Genomic DNA, 20202 nt, shown 5'->3' on the forward strand with positions numbered 1-20202 from the left:
CCGTTAGGTAACGAAGGATTCTAAATAAGAGAAAAGAATTGTCGATGAGAAATTAAATGACTAAATTATTTTTAAAAAGATTTTAGAAATTAAAATCAATCGAAGGGATAAAGTTATAGAAATTTTTTTCCATGGCGATCGAAAAAGAAATTTGTATTACAAGCCGAACAGTGCAACCTTCCATATTTTTCAGTCGGGATTGGATTACTGCAAGAAGGACAAAGGACAGTTTTGTTGATAAAAGTAGATAGACGAATATTATGGTCCAGTCGATCTAAAAATTTATATCGGATAAAGATTTGGGCGATGATAATTCCCATTAAAAAGGTGATTACTTGTCCGCCATAAACACTCCGCACTTGGTTATTTAATTCAACAATATAGAAATAGGATTGGATGAGAATCCAAATACTGAGACTGATAAAGATTGGTATATCACGGAAGGTAGCTTTTTCAAACACCATCGTACTTTTTACATTAGGAAAAAAAACAAAGTACATCCCAAGGATTCCTGATATGACCCCAGAGGTTCCGATCACTGGAATAATGGAATTCGTATGAAATAAAAAATAGGTTAGATTGGCTAGGATCCCAAAAAAAAGAAATAAGATAAAAAAGTAAAAATGTCCCACTACATCTTCTATATTGTCAGCGAACATGTATAAGTAGATTGCATTGGTAAGCCACTCGGTAAAAGAAGTATTAAAAAAGATCGAACCTACGATACTGAACCCAAACTCTTTTTTTGGTGTAAATGCATAGGAATCAATATTATCAAAGAATAATGTTAGCATTGTGATTAAAATAAAACCCAAGGTAAGGATTGGTTTTCTAAAATTGTGATTTGCTTTTTCAAATACAAACATTGTTAGTTGGTCGGGGACACTGCCAATTATTTTAATCAATGAATGTATTGCCAATCCCTTACTTTTTTAAAATAGAAAAAGGTTTAGCCATAGTAATACAGTTTTATGGGCCAAGTTTATTCGATTTTGATATTTTTAATACCAAAGATAAGAAAAGAAAGTAAACGCAAGAAGAATTCCATAAAACCATTCATCCCTTATTCCGAAATAAGGTTGTTTCGTATTTGGTTCTCGAACGATGTGAGGAAATAAATGTTTAAGATTTTGAAAGATACTTTATCATAATTCTAATCCTTCCGAATATATTTTAGTTAGTTCTGTCATAGGGTGGTAAAACAAAGTAAGCCGAGAACAATTTGTTTGCATCTTTAACCAGAATTCGAATCATCAATGAGAACAAGGAATAAATTCTCCCGTGAATGCAAGCACGCCTAGAGGACTCGGACGATCTGAGGCATTTTGACTTTGGTTATACAAATCTATAAAATATGGATTCACAGAATCATTTTGGCATTTAGATCCTTTATTTTGAATCATTTTCATATAGACCGAATCGAGATTGGTTAAAATAATTTTTCTATGAAGGTAAGCGGTCTTATCATATGATTTTTTCGTTGGTAACCTTCGGGTCGTATGGTATTTTCATTGTATTGGAACTATTCTATAGAAATGGGTTCCGTCTTGACTTTGGTAGATCTAACTATATTCTCGAAATAGTTTCCATTTTGGTGCAAATCATTGTCTTCCCTAGATTGGTTTTCTATTTTAGAAGTGGCACGTGGGAAAGAAGTCGCGTAATAAATTTATATTGGTATCTGTTAGGTGTATTAAAATCTGGAAGAGTAGAGACCCGAAATGAATGAAATAAAATACATACAAAAATTAGAAGACCTATCTTCTTTTTCCTTACATCATCACAACTTTTTCGGTAATAGATATCAGAAATACTACCCTGAGTTTTTTTTATCCATTACGACTATTATCTCTGTTGTGATATTCTTTACGACATATCCAAAAGAAATTAACATTTTTGCAGTCCTGTATATGTTTTTAAACATTCTTTATTATGTTTACCTTCGTTTGACTCGAAAAAGGAAGCTGATTAAATACTTCAACAAATTCTATACGGAGGGAAGGGAATTTATTGAATCGGAATTAACCATTCTGTTTGAAGATTCATTTATACTGACCCAATCCAAAAACGTGGAGTCAAAAATTCCCTATGAAAATCTTGTTAGGTTGTCCATTGGAACAGAAGCCCTTTACATATATATCTCGAACATTCAGGCTCTGATTTTACCCAATCGGATTTTTCATTCTCCCTCGGATAGTCAGGCAATCATCCACTTTTTGATTCAGAAGAATGGAAATCTGATCTACCCTTAAAAATGGGAGAATTCTCTCTGGCTTTGGATTTAGCTGTAGATTTCCATTAAATGTTAGCTAAACGGTCGATTCCTTCCTCTTCTGAATTTAGAAAAAAAACATCTTTCCCTGAGTTCATTTCGTAGATAAAATCATTTACACTTTTGCTGGAATAAATAGAAAAATCGCCGATGATTGCTAGTTTCATCCGGTAGTTGATTATTTTTTGTAATACGACTCCAGCAAGTCCCGATTTTAAATCAAAGAAGTCTTCCGCAAAATGAGATAGTTTCAATATAAAACGATCACATCCAGAGTCGTATTGAATTGTCGCAAACAAATCCAGAGCAGAGGATCCGTCTGTGATCAGAGTTTCGTTTGAGTCGACTACTGCGATTTCTATATTATTTTTGTTAATTTTACGAACATTCATTGGTGATTCTGTCAGTTCCATTTTAAAACTATAGTGGAATTCTTCCTTAGGTTTCTCTTTAGACAGGTTGGGCTCTGCATTCACATGGAAATTCTTGGAAGGAAACGGAAAAAAACAAATCCCAAATCCGTCCGCTGAAGTTAACTACCAGAGTTTTCTCCAAAAATTGGATTGACATTTTTAAATTATATATCCAAGTAATTATATAACCAATTAGTTATGCAAACACTCGATGCCACATTTTCAGCTCTTGCTGACCCCACACGTCGGGCCATTTTGATGCGCCTTGCGAAAGGGGACTTAACTGTTATGGAGTTGGCCAAACCTTTTAACATGAGCCAACCCGCTATTTCCAAACACCTCAAAGTTTTGGAACAAGCCGGACTTGTTTCCACAACGGTTCGAGCCCAGGAAAGGCCTCGCCGGTTGGAAACAGCACCACTCAAAACAGCCATTGACTGGATCGAAAAATACCGCCAGATGTGGGAGAAACGATATCAGGTGTTAGATGGACTACTTATCGAATTACAAACAATACAAACCAAAGGGGATAAGAAAAGATGAATACAGACAAAAATGAAGTAAAGATGGAACATCGAGGTGAAACTGAAGTTGTGTTTACGAGGTACTTCGACGCACCACGTGAATTGGTATTCGATTGTCACACTAAACCCGATCTGATGCGCCGATGGCTGATTGGTCCCGAAGGTATGGTTCTTGAAACTTGCGAACAAGATCTGAAAGTCGGTGGCAAATACTTGTATCTTTATATGGATGCAAAGGGAAACAAATCCGGCGTTTATGGATCATTTCGGGAAGTGATTGTACCTGAAAGATTAGCCAATACCGAGAATTACATCATGGACATGTCGACCTTCGATCCGAGTGCCCCCGAAAATCCGAATGCTACATTTGAGTCGCGGACCTTCACTACCGAAGGAAATAGGACACTCATGACACACCTATGCAGATATGCTTCCGCCGAAGTGTGTAAGATGATGGTTGAATCCGGAGCAGCCGATGGGATGGCGGAATGTTACTTGGAGTTAGATAAATTATTGGTAGAAATCGTATAGAGATTGTATCCATGTCTTGTGCGATTTTGCTCGGGCATGGATCATACACTTTTGTAGTAAAGCACTAAACACTACTTAGACGGTTGATTGCTTCCTCTTCCGAATTCAGAAAAAAAACATCCTTCCCAGAATTCATTTCATAAATAAAATCATTTAGACTTTTGCTGGAATAAATAGAAAAATCCCCAACAATAGCCAGTTTCATTCGGTAGTTCACAATCTTTTGTAATACATCCCCTGCAAGACCAGTTTTTAAATCGAAGAAACTTTCGGGGATCTGAGATTGTTTCAATACAAAGCGCTCAGTTCCTGATTCATATTGTGTTGTTGCAAAAAAGTCAAGGGCTGAGGAACCATCGGTGAAAACGATTTCCGTTGTATCAACCACTGCGATATCAATATTGTTTTTTTGTATTTTGCGAATGTTCATTAAATCAAATTCCTATTGGAAAGGCTATTTGTGAATTCCGATTCTACCTTCAAAGGTGATCTCAGTCAAACTTTGAGAAGACCTTATCGATGCAAATATGAAGGGCGCTGAGATTTCGTAAAACTTAAGACAGCCGAATGTTTTTTGGCGATTTTGATAACCTGTTGCATTTAGGTAATAAATTTTCTTGTAAATCTAGTTATGTTTTAGAAAGTTAGATTGTCTCCTTGTATGATGTTGGCTTAAAAGAATGTTAAGAAAAATATTCACATCTATATTGTTATTCGGAATATCTATCTCTGTATTCTGTAAATTCCTTGAGACATTTGATTTTCAGTGCTTAAATGATGAGTTTATTTCCAAAGTAATTGATCAGGAACATCAAAATTCGGAAGCTCCCTGTGATGGAAAAACCCATAGCTTCGAAGATTGTTTTTGTCAGAAAGATTATTCTATCTTCGAATCGACGAAGTATTTCAAACCTGTTTTTATCGTTTTTTCCGTATCCTTTATTTCTGATATTTCAATCTCTCTAATTGACCATCTTGAATACCAAAATCCTGAGCTGGTATTTTCAGATCTCTATTTTTCCCAACAACTAACTCACACTAAACTTCAAATCTGATATAAAGCCTACTTCTTCTTTAGCTTTATATTGTATTGGAGTAAAATATGTTATTATTAAGGAATGCGTTTGCGTTCAGCTTCGTCTTGGCGTTGCCGTTATATTCTCAGTCTTTTTCTCTTGATCAGATACTGAGTATTGCCGAATCCAAAGCGGATTTAATCCTCTCTGGACAGGCGAAAGTAGAAGAAGCTGAAAATTTAAAACAAAAAGCGGGAAAATACAAGAACCCGAACATTTCTTTGGATTACGGTAGAAGACGGGCAAGTAATGAATCTGGTCCCGAATACGCATTGGGATTAAGCCAAGACTTCTACTATCCAGGAAAGAGAGACTTACGAATCAAAATTGCCGAAGCAAGTGAAAAGTCACTTTTGGCAGAGTTAGAACAAAGTAAGTTAGAGTATAGGTTCAGTGTGATTAAGTTGGTATACTCTTACTTAATCGCTTCAGAAAAGGCTTCTCACATTAAGGATAGGATCAAGCGAGTCTCTCAAATTGAATCCTATATCGAGAAGAAAGTTTTCGTTTCTCCTGAAACAAAAGTTGAGTTGTATCTTGTGCAAAATCGTTTGTTAACCCTTCAAAAGCACCTGATTGTTCTTGAGAAAAATAGATCGGTAGAATGGGAGAAACTGAATTTTTTCTTAGGTTTGGAAAAGGAAATTTCAATTCGATCTCCTTGGCTTCAGAAAGGAAAACCTCTACCTAAAAGTGATCTTTTGTCAGTAATGATTAGTAAGAATCCTGTATTAAAACAATCTCAGAGTAGAATTCAACAAGCAAAGGAAGAAGTAGAACTTGCAAGATTAGATAAGTATTCGGATATAAAATTGCAAGGTTCGATTGGAGAAGATAAGTCGGGGGTTGCCAATAGATTCTTTGACTTAGGTGTCTCGTTTGCTCTACCTTCGTTGGACACTAACGAGGATGTTGTGAAGAGTATGCAAGCTAGAACCTTATCAGAGAATTATCTTCTCAATCATCAAATAAGAATCTTAACGACCAGGCTAAACTCCAGCTTAATAGAATACGATTCCATTAACAAATCCTTAGATAAATTTTCCATTTCTCTAGTTTCTTCCATAGAACAAAAGCTGAGTTATGCGGACAATGAATTTATCAAAGGTCGCATAAGCCTAATTAATTATTTGGAACTTGAAACACAACTTCATGAAACTCATGAAGCTATATACGACTATCAAATGCAGTTTGTGGACAACATTACCGAGATTTTGTTTTTAACTAATAATCCTGATTTTGAAGGAGCCATCAATGTTAAGTAGAATATTAGAGTATTCGCTAAAGAATAGAGGTTTTGTAATCATTTTTTCGTTTCTGCTGATCTCTTTAGGATTGTATTCTTTGTCGAGGGTTTCTCTTGATGCATTGCCAGACATTTCTAATGTAATCGTCGAAGTGAATACAAAATCAGGTTCTTTAGATCCAGAACTGGTAGAGAAAACAATAACATTCTTTATCGAAACGGAGTTATCGGGAATTCCTGGTGTGGTAGATATTAGGTCATTGTCCAAGTTCGGATTGTCTAATGTGGTTTTGACTTTTGAAGATGGCACTGATGTTTATCGTGCTAGGCAAATCGTAATGGAACGACTTCAGAATGTAAAAGATAGAATCCCACCTTGGGCTATGCCTGAATTAACACCTATTACTACAGGGCTTGGCGAGATATTGATGTATTCTGTCACTGCAAAATCTGGCTCTAAGTTAGATATGTTAGATGAATCAGAAAAACTGACGTATCTCCGAACGATACAGGATTTAAGTATAAGAAATCAAATCAGATCTAATGTGAAAAATATTGCTGAAGTGGATACGATAGGAGGATATGCACAAGAAATACATATTGACTTAATTCCAAATAAGTTAAAAGCACAAAGCATTAGTATTAATGAGATCATTAATGCTCTTGATTCCGTTGGAGATAACTTTGGCGGAGGTTATATAGAGAAAAACGATGAAATGATCATTGCAAGATCTTTCGGAAGTGGATTGAAATTGGAAGAATTGAAAAAAATTCCAATCCGTCAGAATGGTTTAGGTAATTTAGTTCGAGTAGGTGATGTCGCCGTCGTAAGAGTTCATGGGATGCAGAGGTTAGGATCAGCAACGCATAACGGAAAAGAAATCGTTCTTGGGACAGTGATGATGTTGATGGGATCGAATAGCAGGGAAACTGTAAGTGAATTGAAAGACTTCTTGGACAAGATCCAATTGCCCGAAGATGTAGAGATCAACATATTAAGCGAAAGAAGTTTTCTTGTGAATGCTACGATTGCAACGATATTTAAAAATTTAACGGAAGGTGCACTACTTGTTGTATTGATTCTTTTTCTGGCTCTGGGAAATTTCAGGGCATCCATTTTTGTAGCAATCATCATTCCTCTTTCTATGTTGTTCACCGCAATAGGGATGTATTATTTTAACATATCTGCAAATTTAATGAGCCTGGGTGCAATTGATTTTGGGTTACTCGTTGATGCCGCGATCGTTATGGTCGAGAATGTGCTTGCGAAGAGAGAAGAGTTAGGTGATAGTCCCGTTTCTGATCCAATAACATTTGTATTGGAAGCTTCTCGGGAAATTTTGGCACCTGTCACGTCCGGTATCATTATAGTCGCAACTGTGTATGTCCCGATTCTAACTTTGGATGGAGTGGAAGGGAAGATGTTTCGTCCTATGGCAGAGGCAGTATTGTTAGCACTTGGCGGTAGTTATTTAATCACATTACTCGTTATTCCAACGTTATGTTTGTTCATAGTGAAAGGATATATCCAAAAATCTAAAAAGAACGGCAGGTTCGATAAAATTAAGAATTTATATGTTCCTATCCTACTTTTCGGATTTAAACAGAGGCGATTTGCTTTATTAACTGCAGTTTCTTTGTTCTGTGTTTCTTGCTTAATATTCTTTAGATTAGGTGGCGATTTTATTCCTCAATTGAAAGAGGGAGATATGATGATTACTGTTGTTCGGGATAGTAATATCAGTTTATCCAAATCCACCGAAATGCAGAAGAAAATGGAGACTTTTTTGCGTGGATTTAAAGAAGTTGAGTATGTGTTTTCAAGAACTGGGACTACCGAAGTTGCTAATGATCCAATGGGAATTTATATGTCGGATACTTTTGTTATCCTTAAAAAGGACTCAATCGATTCTTTGATTCGAGAAAAGAACTGGAATGAATTTATAGAAAGGTTAAGGGTTCGCTTAAATGATGAATTTCCTGAGGATGAAATATCCATTGGACAACCTGTAGAAGCAAGATTCAACGAGTTATTGGAAGGTAGTCGTGCTGATATTACTTTTCGTATTTTAGGAAACGATTTAGAGACATTAATTTTACTTCAAAACGCTGCTGAAGAGAATTTGAAATCAATCGATGGAGTAGGTGATGTTGAACTTGATCCTATTTTAGCTCTAAGGCACGGCAAAGTTTTGGATTTTAAACCTGATTATGATCGTATCCTTCGGTATGGTATCACCATTCAAGATTTCAACAATACATATAATGCATACCTAAGTGGTAGAAGTGTTGGCAACTACTATGAAAACGATAAAAAATTTCCTATTGTTGTGAAGCTTGCGGAAGAATACCGTGAGTCTCTTTCCGATTTAAGCCAATTGCCGATAGGAACGCTGGATTTGGGTGCTGTTTCTATGCGTGAGGTTTCTAATTATACTTTGGAAAAAAAAGTAATGACTATTTCTCGGAGTAACGGTAGGCGTTATGCTGCGATTTCTATTAATTTGGAAAACCGTGATATGGAGAGTTTTGTTAAAGAAGCAAAGGAGAAAATTAATTCAAACCTTAGTATTCCAAATAATTATCAGGTTTTTTGGGGAGGGCAATTTAAAAACTTAGAGAAGGCAAAGTCAAAACTTGCGATCGTTGTTCCCGTTACTTTGTTCGCTATATTTTTTCTTTTACTCAAAAGTTTAAATAGTTATAAACAAGCGATTTTGGTTTATTTAAGTATACCCTTTGCAACGACAGGCGGTATCTTCGCTCTTTATTTAAGAGGAATGAACTTTAGCATTTCAGCAGCCATTGGATTTATCGCCTTATCTGGCATTGCCATACTCAATGGAGTTGTAAAAATACATAATATAAATCAGTTACGTAAGAGCGGAATGTCTCTTAAAGAAGCTGTCCAAGAAGCTGCTGTATCGAGACTAAGACCTGTATTAATGACAGCCTTGGTTGCATCTTTAGGATTTATTCCTATGGCAATCGGTGAAGGATTAGGTGCGGAAGTGCAAATGCCGTTGGCAACTGTAGTCATAGGTGGGCTTGTTTCCTCCACCTTGTTAACGTTATTCCTACTTCCCGTGTTTTACGAATGGCTTGAGGAAGATTAAACAGAATACGAATTATTTTGCGATTATAAGTGAGGAAATTGATCATGAAAGATAAATATATTCAGAAAGCTCCGGTTAAGTCTCTTTGTTGCGCAGAAGACGAAAACGAATACTCTAAAGTAGATATAAAAAGATTGAAAAATGAATCGGATAATCATGAACATGGCGAAGATAATGAGCATGATCATAGTCATCCGATAAAAATATTTTTGCCGAGTATCATCTCTCTAGCGTTATTACTCGGTGCTATTTTTTTCGATAATGTATTAAAGCCAGAATGGTTTAAAGGTTGGGTTAGGATTCTTTGGTATCTACTTTCTTATACTCCTGTTGGCTTGCCTGTATTGAAAGAAGCTGGCATTAATATTGGAAAAGGAGAAATTTTTTCTGAGTTCTTCTTAATGAGTATTGCTACGATCGGAGCATTTGCCATAGGCGAATATCCAGAAGGTGTTGCAGTCATGTTATTTTATGCCATTGGGGAGGTTTTTCAAAACATAGCAGTAAAAAGGGCGAAGTCTAGCATCAAGTCTTTACTTGATCAAAGACCTGAAGAAGTTACGGTGTTAAGAAATAATCTACAACAAACAGTAAAGGCAGAAAGTGTTACTATTGATGAGATTATACAACTTAAACCTGGAGAAAAGCTTGGTCTTGATGGTATATTATTGTCAGAAATAACATCGTTCAACACAGCAGCTTTAACTGGTGAAAGTAAACCTGATACTAAAACAAAAGGTGATACCGTATTGGCGGGTATGATTAACCTTAATACAGTTGCCCAAGTAAAAGTAACAGCGGCATATACTGATAGTAAACTTAGTAAGATCTTGGAGTTGGTACAAAACGCTACTTCTAGGAAAGCACCTACAGAATTACTTATTAGGAAATTCGCAAAGATTTATACACCTATTGTTGTTCTGTTAGCTATAGCAACATGTTTGCTCCCTTATTTTTTTATATCAGATTATCAATTTAACGATTGGTTGTATCGGTCTTTGGTGTTTCTAGTTATTTCTTGCCCTTGTGCATTAGTGATAAGCATTCCTTTGGGTTACTTCGGTGGCATTGGTGCAGCTAGTCGAAACGGTATCTTGTTCAAAGGTAGTAATTTTTTAGATGCTCTTGCTAGCATTCAAAACCTAGTAATGGATAAAACTGGGACAATGACAGAGGGAGTTTTTAAAGTTCAGGAAGTTGTTTTTAATCCAGGATTTAACCAAATTGAAATTCTAAAAATGGTAAAAGCTCTGGAAAGTCATAGTAGTCATCCAGTAGCAACTGCTATCGTCGACTTTGTTGACTCAGTAAGTGATGAGATTTTCTTACAGAGTGTAGAGGAAATCCCTGGATATGGGTTAAAAGCTGAGGTAGATGGAAAGCAGTTATTAGTCGGGAATTTTAAGCTGATGGATAAATTTGCCATCGTTTACGACATTGATCCGAAGAATATTGTTTATACGGTCATTGCGGTCGCTTACGATAAAGAGTTTATCGGTTATATTACCATTGCTGATCGCATAAAAGAAGATGCACAAATCACAATTGATAAGTTAAATTTGCTTGGTGTAAAATCAACAATGCTAAGTGGCGATAAAAGCACGATAGTGAAATTTGTTGCAGAAAAACTAGGCATACAGAGTGCTTTTGGGGATTTGCTTCCCGAAGATAAAGTCAACAAGATAAAGGAAATCAAATCGAAAGGAGAAACCGTAGCTTTTGTCGGAGACGGGGTTAATGATGCACCTGTTGTCGCGTTAAGTGACGTGGGTATTGCAATGGGTGGTTTAGGAAGTGATGCCACAATTGAAACTGCTGATGTAGTAATACAAGACGACAAACCAAGTAAAATACCTATGGCAATCAATATCGGGAAGCAGACAAGACTGATTGTTTGGCAAAATATCATTCTAGCTTTTGTGGTAAAAGGTATTGTACTGATCTTGGGTGCAGGTGGACTGGCAACAATGTGGGAAGCTGTTTTCGCAGATGTCGGGGTTGCACTTCTCGCGATTTTAAATTCAGTCAGATTGCAGATGAAAAAATTCGCAATTAAATAGTGAATTTTATTAAGTCATTTGAAGTTTTCATGTAATTAATAGGAGATATTTATGTTATTAGAAACCGTTTTTGTTGGAATTTTATTTATAATTTATTTAGTTTTATGGAAAACTAAAAGAATGATTCAGAAAAAAAGAACTGGAAAAGATCCAGAAGTCATTGGGCAATCGAAATCGAATTTGCAAGCCTTAATGAATATTCTTTTTAAAGCGATAACTTATTATGTAATACTGATAATCGGAATTCATACTTTTAAACTAAATTTCTATGGGTTAAATGTTCCATTCAATCTGTTGATTGGAATCGAATGGGATTTTACGGGTTTTGTTGTTGGGTTGGTTGGACTTTCTTTTTGTTTGTATGCACAAATAAAAATGAAAAATTCTTGGCGAGTCGGTATAGATGAGAATTCGAAAGAGGAATTGATTACTGATGGTATCTTTCGTTTAGTAAGAAATCCTACGTATCTAGGATTGTTTCTTCTGAATTTTGGTGTTTGGATTATTTGGCCGACTCACTTAGTTTTTTATTTAAACATTGTTTTTGTTTTGTTATTTGAAATACAAGTTCGCTGCGAGGAAGATTTTCTAGAAAATGTGTATGGAGAGGACTATAAGTTATACAAAGAAAAATCATATAGATACCTTCCTTTCTTATATTAGAATTACTTTTTCGCCTTTGAAAGAGTCCGGATATTTGTGAGAATCAGAATTGTGACTGATATCCTTACAATTGAGATTCGGACTATCTTTCTGACAGTTTAATGGTTGTTTGCTGATAGACTCACCCCTACCAACCAATCTCCTTCTTATCCCGAAAGAACTTTCCAGTCGGTCCACTATCAGGTAAAGTGGCCGCCCATACAATGGTTTCTGCCCCTTTCTCCACAGGCCTTGTGGCACTCGCTCCCCCCATATCGGTTTTTACCCAACCAGGACAAACAGAATTGATTTTGATGTTTTTACCTGCGGCCTCAACACTCGATAGACTTGTGAGTGCATTGATTGCTGTTTTGGAAATGCGGTAAGCGGGATAGCCACCACCCATATCGGATAGTTGTCCCATCCCTGAGCTAACATTCACTATACGACCGTAATCATTTTGTATCATCATTGGCAGAAATGTTTGGATCAAACGGAGTGGGCCGTATAAATTTACAAGTAGAGTTCGATGTAAATCTTCGCTTGAGGTATCAAAGAAGGAACCTGGATCGGCAAAGATCCCGGCATTGTTCACAAGGATATCCAATTTACCGAAACTTCCTGTGATAGTGTCAAGGGCCTCACTGATACTTTGTTCTTTGGAAACATCCAGAGAGAGGATTTCTCCTTTTCCCACTGCTTTCACTGCCGCTAAAGTATCTTCGGCCTCTCCAGGATTTCTGGCACCAATGAGAACATAGATTCCTTGTTTTGCCAGATCAATGGAGACTTGTTTCCCTATCCCTCGGTTGGCCCCTGTGACAAGTGCGATGCGTTCCTTGGATGCTTTCATAGAAATCAAATCTCCCTTTTTGTAGATTTATTAGCCTACAAGTTATCTATAGACTGTTTTTACTTGGACTTAGATAGTTCTGTGAGCCATTTTTCAGTTTGTGCCTCAATAAATGTTTTGTCAGTGATCACCCATTTCGACATTAGAACATGCATTCCATTTTCCACGGCTACCTTTCGGTTGAGTGGATTTGGAGTTTTATCTAACCCAAAGTTGGTATATCCTTCTAACATTTTTGGAACACTCGCTGTTGGATCTTGTTCTTTTTCGTTTTTATAGTAGTACAAAAGTAAGGCGGGTGAAGTTACCTTACGAAATACCGCAGGTACTGCTGCATAGTTTTTTAAATCATTCACACCCACAAGAGCTGAAAAGTATTGTTCCGGATACCAAAAATTGTTTCGTTCTGGTAACACCTTAGGATTGTTATTGTGGGAAGAGGATCTAACTTTTCCTTTCAGTAAATGAATGAAGGTCAGTCCACCAGGATAGTTGAGTATATTCAAACTTCCATCCACAGGTGCATAGAATGGATTTGCTAAAACAAGACCATCCACTTCTTCGGGATATTCAGAAGCAAGCCAAGTGGCAAGGAGTCCTCCCATCGAACTTCCAAACACAACCACACGATCTCCTTGCGATTGCATCATGTATAAAGCTTCACGAGATGCATCTAGATAGTTATTAAAGTTTTGATCTCTTTGGTCTTCTTTGTTGGTTCCGTGCCCCGGCAAACGGAGTAGATAGGTATTGGCTTTAAATTTTTTAGCCAATTTTTCCATTACCTCTTCACCTTCTGCACGAGAAGCACCAAACCCATGAATGTATAAAAATGCTAAGGGAGTTTTTTTACCGAAACTGATGTAACGTTCTTCGTTTCCTGGTCTATGGTTTTTGCGTTTGCTTTCGGCTAACTTCTCTTGAAAGTAAACTTCAAAGTTCGCATAACTTAAATTTGCTTTTGGTTCATATTTGGGACGACCCGCACAGGAAATTAAAACAAAGGAAACGGTGATGAGGAGAACAGCAGACAGCTGTCGAAGGTTGTGGAATAAAGAACACGATTTAGCCATACAAATGGAAAATAATACATTGGATTTGCTTTCTTGTAAAGAGAGAAAAACCCTTGGCACAGGAAGGGTCGTACGAAAAAAGGTAGTAAATACCCCATTCTCATAAGGAACATCCCGGAATGTATAGCCAATTCACAGAGCAACAACTTGAAATCAGAGATTTAGTTCGTAACTTCGTCAAAAAAGAAATCCCGCATGAAGTAGCCTTGCACTGGGATGAGAAAAACCAACACCCAACGGAACTCATCAATAAAATGCGTTCGGAACTAGGAATTAACGGTCTTGTCATTCCTGAAGAATACGGTGGATGGGGACTTGGTGCGATCGAACAGTGTTTAGCCATCGAGGAGCTTTCTCGTGGATGCCTTGGAATCGCATTAGGATTTGCTTACACTGGTCTTGGAATCCTTCCAATTCTAAAAGGTGCGACTCACGAACAAAAACTCAAATGGCTTCCAGACATTGCTGAAGGTAAGTTCGGAGTTTCTTTCTGTTTGTCAGAACCAGGTGCTGGATCTGACGTTCCAGGAATGACGACTCGTGCTGAGAAAAAAGGCGACAAATGGATCATCAACGGTGCAAAACAATGGATCACCGGAGCCTCTGATGCACAAGCCTTTACTGTATTTGCTTATACTGATAAAAACCGTGGAACACGTGGTGTTTCATGTTTCTACGTTCCACGTAACGCAAAAGGTCTTACTGTTGGTAAAAAAGAAGATAAACTCGGAATTAGAGCATCTTCTACTCACCAAGTGATCTTTGAAGATTGTGAAGTAGGTGAAGATGCACTCGTAGGAAAAGAAAATCTAGGTTTCGTTTACGCTCTCCAAACTTTGAATGCTTCTCGTCCATTCGTAGCAGTTATGGGTGTGGGTGTGGCGCAAGCAGCACTTGACCATGCAGCTCGTTACGCTCGTGAGAGAGAACAGTTCGGTGTTAAAATCGGAACTTTCCAAGCAGTGCAACACATGTTAGCTGATATGTCTATCAAAGTAGAAACTGCAAGAGAAATCACTTACAAAGCAGCTCGTCTTTCTGATGCAAACGATCCTAACCTTCCAAAATACTCTGCGATTGCAAAAGCATACGCTTCTGAATGTGCGGTTCAGTGTGCTACTGACGCCGTTCAAATTTTTGGTGGATACGGATACACAAAAGAGTATCCAGTTGAGAAGTTAATGAGAGATTCTAAAATCCTCACAATCTTCGAAGGAACCACTCAAATCCAAAAGAACGAAATTGCAGCTTACGTAATTAAAGAAGCAGCTTCTAAAAAAGACTAAGATCTTCAAAAAGAAAGTCGTTCGAAAGGAAAGCCTCCAGGAATGGGGGCTTTTTTTTTTGGGGCTGTGGGGGTACAGGATTGATGTATGTATCCCCACCCTGAATTGGGCGGGGTGCGACCACCCGCCGCCCAATGTCTTCCCTATACAACACCTTCCCATTTCTTTCCACCGAAATATTGTATTTGCAAATTTTAATATTCAGAAGTTCATCTTTTTAAATTTATGAATCAAAATTTCACAATTCGAGTGGTCGAAACCCAAGATCCAAACTCGCAACTTTGTTTGGATCATCTTTGGGAAGAAATCCAAAATCGTTATGGATTCCAAGCGCCCAATCCAATGAACTTCCATGATTTTTTACCACCAAAGGGTAGATTCTTCATCGCAGAACATAATGAAACAAAGGAAGTTTTAGGATCAGCCGCATATACAAAATTCAATAACGCTCAGTGTGAGTTGGACGCAGTGTTTGTATTTTCCCAGTTTCGGAAAAAAAATGTCGCCAAGTCATTGTTAAGTGAAATAGAAAAACAAGCACGAAGCGATCATTATTCTTCTATGGTCCTACGGGCAGGTGCCCCCCAGCCAGAAGCTCTTGCATTATACAAAAACTTTGGATTTAAAGAAATTCACGCATTTGGTAAATGGGTTTCAGATCCTACCGCCATTTGTTTTGAGAAAAAAATAACTTAACTCTTTTTCTTTGGCCGCCCGTGCGGGCTACTTCGGAGTCCGCGTTCGCTTCCCCCTGATTTGTCTGTCGTCAAATCAGGGTGCCTACGGCATCCTTCGTATCCCTGGCGGTTCATTTTTATTTAATCAATGTTAGGTTTTTGTATTCGATAAAAATACGGATCCTTACTTTTCTACTACGAGAGGAAAACTTTTGATTATTTGATAAGTATTAGTCCTAAAGTAGGTCTCTGGTTCAAAAACGGATACTGTTCTATAAATATTAGAATTATTTAAAAAATCCCCTTTACGTAAGAAATTTGGTTATTATGTTTTTGGAATGTTTCAAAAAACACTCTCTTTCGCTTTCGCCTTTATCTTCACAATCCAATGCGCACGTGATAAAAAAGATACGGATTTTACTTCGTTAGCACTTCTTGCGTTACTGAACAGTTCGTCTTGTACTACAACCTTTGGGGCAGGAGTGCCTGAGTGGATTCAAACTAGTTTCACTTGTGTTACTGTGTCTGTCAGCGGATCTAATTATGTATTTAAGTTTAATTCAGTTCCTACTTATAAGAGCATTTATTGGGGTTCTTCAAGTGCGAATTACGAAACGACTATGTATGCGAATTCAGGACAAACAAATGCTGCAAATCCTAATTTAATCAAATCACAAAACTATACCTTAACGGTTCCTATGAACAATACTGATACAACAGCAACCACTTCCGGATTCGGAATGATTGGAGTTTCCACCAATGGAATTGCCATTTATAATGACCAAGCTGCTCCCGGTGATTCCCTCTCTACAGAATATTATACATTTGATTCTGCCCAAGGACATCCAACCAATACTGGAGCTTATCATTATCATGTAGAACCACCAAAAATTTCGAATAACGATAGTAAGTTGGTTGGAATTGCCAAAGACGGGTATCTGATTTTTGGGAAAAAACACGATTCGACCACAGCGAATTTAACCACTGGATTTACTTTAGGTGATGCCAATAGTAGTACAAAGTGTACGGATGCTGCTAATAATGCATCAGTGCCTACCACTTGGTCGGGAGCCAGTAATTACAATACGTCTAAAACCGCCGGAACTGCTCGACATTATCATGTGAATAATGGAACTGAGGTCAATGGAATTATTCTTTCTGGTAAACTCATCGGTCAAGGTGGCTCCACAAACTAATTTCCCAAATTACAAACATGGAATTAATCAAATTAAGATCGATTTTTCTATTTTCGATTTTTATCACCTCTCTGGTTCATTGTGGAGAGGTGGTGATGGATCATGATCCAGATTTGAGTCTTGGATTAGAAAGTATCTACTATTATAAAGGTCAGAAATTTTCAGGAAAAATGAAATCAATCCATCCAAATGGAACTGTGCGGATCACTACTTTTTTGAACGGGTTAGAAGATGGGTTAACTTCGGATACCTATCCAAACGGCCAAATCAGCGCTGAATATTTTTACAAACAAGGGAAACGTATAGGAACTCATCGAGGTTGGTATGAGGATGGCAAAGCTAGATTCCAATTTTCCTATATTGACGACTTGGCCGATGGAGACCATTGGGAATGGTACGAAAGTGGAAAGGTTTTTCGATACGCCAAATTTAACAAAGGTTTAAATGTCGGAACAAAAGTTTGGCGTAAAGATGGTAAGATTTATTCCAATTATACTTATTCTCCTGAAAGATTGTATGGAGTTGTTGGATCAAAATTATGTTTTAAATTAAAAGGTGATGAGACCAATCAAAAAACAGTAATCAATCCATGATCATTTTGAATCGTTATATTATTTATATTTTATTTATTATCATCAATTTTTCCTCTTGTGGTTGGTATCACCGTGAGGAAGGAGAAAAAGATTCCAATTTAACGTTCTTTGATACTCCAAAAAAAGATAAGTTACCTTATTATCGAGGTAAAGATTTAGAAGCTTTTTGGGTGGATAAAAATGAAGAACCAAATTCTGCAAGAAAGGTAGACCCTTTTATATTTCAAAACCAACTAGGTCAAAACATAGACGAATCCCACTTTAAAGGAAAAATTACAGTCGTATCGTTTTTCTTTGCTAGGTGCCACGGAATTTGTCCTAATATTATTAGAAATTTGAAATTTGTTCAATCTGAAATTACAAATACTAAAAATATTCAAATTGTTTCTTACTCAGTAACTCCTGATTTAGATACTCCGGCGGAATTAAAAAAATTTGCGGAGGAAAAGGGAATTTATTCCAAAAACTGGAATTTGTTAACAGGCGACCGTGAAAAAATCTTTGCAGTAGCTCGTAATACTTTTCAAGCAGATACTAACACAATTAATAAAAACCCTATAAAAGATTTTGTTCACTCGGAACAAATATTTTTAATCGATCCTAATTTAAACTTTCGTGGAGTTTATAATGGAAATCGAGGTGAGTCTATAAAAACCATGTTAGACGACATGAAACTGTTAGTTGGAGAATTTTCATTCATTCAGTAACGAATTTCCAGATTGGTTTTTTTTGATACAAATTAAAAAAAAGGCTGACTTCGAATTCCTTTGCTACAAAAATCATACTTCTGTTTTAGGAAGCGGTTTTTTGTGAAAAAAAACAAAAAAGAAAATTTAATCCCACCTTCTTCGGTAAAAGGAGAAGACAAAAAGCAAGAGCTGATCCTAAGACAAATGGAAACTCTTGGGAAACTCGGCCATTGGGAGGTCGATTTTGTTAATCAAACTTTACATTGGTCGGAAGGTGTTTTTCGCATTTTAGAAATGGATCCTTCATCGATGCCAGTCGACTTGGAGAAAGGATATTTATTTGTCCACCCAGAGGACCGAGAACTTGCGACCTTACATATGAATGAGGTTTTAGAAAAAGGAATCAGCTACGATTTAGAATGTAGGCTTGTGACCACCACCGGCAAAGTCAAATTTGTGCATTCCCGCGCTGAGGTAGTTCGCAATGAAAAAAATGAACCAATGCAAATTGTCGGAATTTTCCAAGATGTTACGGAACAAAGAGAAGCTTATTATAAATTAAAACAGCAAGAGATGCGTTTAAGCACCATTCTCCAGTCGGAACCGGAATGTGTAAAAGTAGTTTCCCCTGATGGAGTTCTTATCGAGATGAATCCAGCTGGTCTCAACATGATTGAGGCAGATTGTCCTGAAGATGCCATTGGTCAAAAAATTGAATCACTTATCTTTCCTGCCGATTTAAAATTTTACAGATCCTTACACCAAAATGCTTTAAAAGGAATTAAATCCAGTGCTCGTTTCCGTATCATTGGAATGAAGGGAACGGAACGTTGGATGGAAAGCACTGCTGTACCGTTAACCAACCAATTTGGGGAAGTCAATTCGGTTCTAAGTGTAACTCGTGATATTTCCGAAAAGGTCATAAACGAGGAAAAACTGATAAGAATCAAACGTAACCAAGAAGCATTGATTAATGGTACTTCAGATTTAATTTGGTCAATTGATGCTAACTTTCGTTTGGTGGCTGCTAATCAATCATTTTTAAGCTTACTAAGTTTTTTGCAACAAGCAACTGCAAAAGAAGGGGACTCCGTACTTGTTAAAACGATTGGTGAAGATTTTTACCTCAAGTGGAAAGGATATTATGAAAGAGGACTCTCTGGTGAATCTTTTACTAGTTATGAAAATTTTATAAGTCCTATCACAAAGCTGGAAGAACATAAAGAGGTTTATTTTAATCCAATCCAAAATGCAGAAGGCCAAATCACAGGCCTTGCTTGTTTTTCAAAAGACATCACTGATTTAATGACAAAACGAATGGAATTGGTTGCCAGTGAAAAAAGATATCGAGCCCTGGTAGAAAATGGAATTGATGTGATTGCTATATTAACCACTGAAGGCAAAGCAAAGTATGTCTCTCCGTCTGTTACAAAAGTATTGGGATATTCGGAAGCAGATGCTATGCATATGAATATATTCGATTTTTTACATCCAGATGATATTCCAAAAATTAGAAAACGATTGGAAGAAGTTTGTAAGATTCCCATCGGAAATTCTCTCCCCAGTCATAATTTCAGAATCAAACATCTGGATGGTACCTGGAGGTGGGTGGAATCCACGATCACCAATTTAATCGAAGATGAATCCATTGGCGGAATTGTGGACAATTTTCACGATATTACGGAACGCAAAACACAAATCGATGCCATCCAAATCCAAAACCAAAAGTTAAGAGATATTGCGTGGACTCAGTCGCATGTGGTCCGAAGTCCTCTAGCAACGATTATGGGTCTTGTGGAACTCATTCGGACCGGTAGTTTGACGAAAGAGGAAGAATATAAAACTCTGCAGTATTTGCTCGAATCAGCAAACGAATTGGACCAAGTGATTGGTGCAATTGTGCGAAAGTCGCAGGAAGTGATTCTTCCTGAATTTAATTCAAAATCTTAAGGATT

The 20202-nt window shown here is 37.1% G+C and carries 18 protein-coding genes; 13 read left to right on the plus strand and 5 right to left on the minus strand.

Annotation, left to right across the window (positions count from 1 at the left end; translation table 11 throughout):
* Positions 1–113: 113 nt before the first annotated feature.
* Positions 114–905, minus strand: a complete 792-nt coding sequence (locus tag EHR07_RS14200; protein ID WP_244288947.1) for a rhomboid family intramembrane serine protease — start codon at positions 903–905, stop codon at positions 114–116.
* Positions 906–1721: 816 nt separating this feature from the next.
* Here EHR07_RS14200 and EHR07_RS14205 point away from each other — a divergent pair.
* Entirely contained in the window at positions 1722–2252 is a 531-nt protein-coding gene (locus tag EHR07_RS14205; RefSeq protein ID WP_135745670.1) for a YcxB family protein, read from the plus strand.
* Between the two features lie 46 nt (positions 2253–2298).
* Here EHR07_RS14205 and EHR07_RS14210 read toward each other — a convergent pair whose 3' ends face one another.
* The gene (locus EHR07_RS14210) at positions 2299–2748 is read right to left on the minus strand and encodes a DUF4180 domain-containing protein (protein ID WP_244288948.1); all 450 of its coding nucleotides are present in this window, start codon (positions 2746–2748) and stop codon (positions 2299–2301) included.
* A gap of 135 nt (positions 2749–2883) precedes the next feature.
* On the opposite strand from EHR07_RS14210, the gene EHR07_RS14215 reads away from it, so the two are divergent.
* Entirely contained in the window at positions 2884–3228 is a 345-nt protein-coding gene (locus EHR07_RS14215) for an ArsR/SmtB family transcription factor (RefSeq protein ID WP_135745671.1), read from the plus strand.
* Positions 3225–3740, plus strand: a complete 516-nt coding sequence (locus EHR07_RS14220; RefSeq protein ID WP_135745672.1) for an SRPBCC family protein — start codon at positions 3225–3227, stop codon at positions 3738–3740. Before EHR07_RS14215 ends, EHR07_RS14220 begins: the two co-directional genes overlap by 4 nt.
* A 64-nt stretch (positions 3741–3804) precedes the next feature.
* Here EHR07_RS14220 and EHR07_RS14225 read toward each other — a convergent pair whose 3' ends face one another.
* Positions 3805–4170 carry a DUF4180 domain-containing protein gene (locus EHR07_RS14225; protein WP_135745673.1) on the minus strand — a complete coding sequence of 122 codons (366 nt, stop codon included), beginning with the start codon at positions 4168–4170 and terminating at the stop codon, positions 3805–3807.
* 672 nt (positions 4171–4842) lie between these two features.
* Between EHR07_RS14225 and EHR07_RS14235 the strand changes: the two genes are divergently transcribed.
* Genes EHR07_RS14235 through EHR07_RS14250 form a run of 4 tightly spaced genes read left to right on the plus strand, consistent with a single transcriptional unit; the run spans position 4843 to position 11901 of the window.
* Positions 4843–6081 carry a TolC family protein gene (locus EHR07_RS14235; protein WP_135630277.1) on the plus strand — a complete coding sequence of 413 codons (1239 nt, stop codon included), beginning with the start codon at positions 4843–4845 and terminating at the stop codon, positions 6079–6081.
* Positions 6071–9178, plus strand: a complete 3108-nt coding sequence (locus tag EHR07_RS14240; protein WP_135630279.1) for an efflux RND transporter permease subunit — start codon at positions 6071–6073, stop codon at positions 9176–9178. Before EHR07_RS14235 ends, EHR07_RS14240 begins: the two co-directional genes overlap by 11 nt.
* Positions 9179–9222: 44 nt before the next feature.
* Complete coding sequence (locus EHR07_RS14245; protein ID WP_135630282.1) at positions 9223–11238, plus strand: heavy metal translocating P-type ATPase; 2016 nt, start codon at positions 9223–9225, stop codon at positions 11236–11238.
* Between the two features lie 51 nt (positions 11239–11289).
* Positions 11290–11901, plus strand: coding sequence for a methyltransferase family protein (locus EHR07_RS14250; RefSeq protein ID WP_135630283.1), 612 nt, complete (start codon positions 11290–11292; stop codon positions 11899–11901).
* 127 nt (positions 11902–12028) lie between these two features.
* Here the strand turns inward: EHR07_RS14250 and EHR07_RS14255 are convergent, their stop codons facing one another.
* Entirely contained in the window at positions 12029–12733 is a 705-nt protein-coding gene (locus tag EHR07_RS14255) for an SDR family oxidoreductase (protein ID WP_135745674.1), read from the minus strand.
* 59 nt (positions 12734–12792) lie between these two features.
* Positions 12793–13866, minus strand: a complete 1074-nt coding sequence (locus EHR07_RS14260) for an alpha/beta hydrolase (protein ID WP_135745675.1) — start codon at positions 13864–13866, stop codon at positions 12793–12795.
* 59 nt (positions 13867–13925) lie between these two features.
* On the opposite strand from EHR07_RS14260, the gene EHR07_RS14265 reads away from it, so the two are divergent.
* From EHR07_RS14265 to EHR07_RS14290, 6 genes are all read left to right on the plus strand, one after another.
* Positions 13926–15092: an acyl-CoA dehydrogenase family protein gene (locus EHR07_RS14265; protein WP_135745676.1), complete on the plus strand. Its 1167-nt coding sequence runs from the start codon at positions 13926–13928 to the stop codon at positions 15090–15092.
* Between the two features lie 225 nt (positions 15093–15317).
* A complete protein-coding gene (locus tag EHR07_RS14270; RefSeq protein ID WP_135745677.1) occupies positions 15318–15788 on the plus strand; it encodes a GNAT family N-acetyltransferase in 471 nt (156 codons plus the stop codon).
* Positions 15789–16107: 319 nt separating this feature from the next.
* Positions 16108–16965 carry a YHYH protein gene (locus EHR07_RS14275; RefSeq protein WP_135745678.1) on the plus strand — a complete coding sequence of 286 codons (858 nt, stop codon included), beginning with the start codon at positions 16108–16110 and terminating at the stop codon, positions 16963–16965.
* A gap of 17 nt (positions 16966–16982) precedes the next feature.
* Positions 16983–17558: a toxin-antitoxin system YwqK family antitoxin gene (locus tag EHR07_RS14280; RefSeq protein ID WP_244288950.1), complete on the plus strand. Its 576-nt coding sequence runs from the start codon at positions 16983–16985 to the stop codon at positions 17556–17558.
* The gene (locus EHR07_RS14285; protein ID WP_135745679.1) at positions 17555–18265 is read left to right on the plus strand and encodes an SCO family protein; all 711 of its coding nucleotides are present in this window, start codon (positions 17555–17557) and stop codon (positions 18263–18265) included. The genes EHR07_RS14280 and EHR07_RS14285 overlap by 4 nt, the downstream gene beginning before the upstream one ends.
* A gap of 102 nt (positions 18266–18367) precedes the next feature.
* On the plus strand, positions 18368–20197 hold the full coding sequence (locus EHR07_RS14290) for a PAS domain-containing protein (RefSeq protein WP_135745680.1): 1830 nt from the start codon (positions 18368–18370) through the stop codon (positions 20195–20197).
* Positions 20198–20202 lie beyond the last annotated feature (5 nt).

It is taken from the genome of Leptospira bandrabouensis (assembly GCF_004770905.1).
Lineage (GTDB): Bacteria > Spirochaetota > Leptospiria > Leptospirales > Leptospiraceae > Leptospira_A > Leptospira_A bandrabouensis.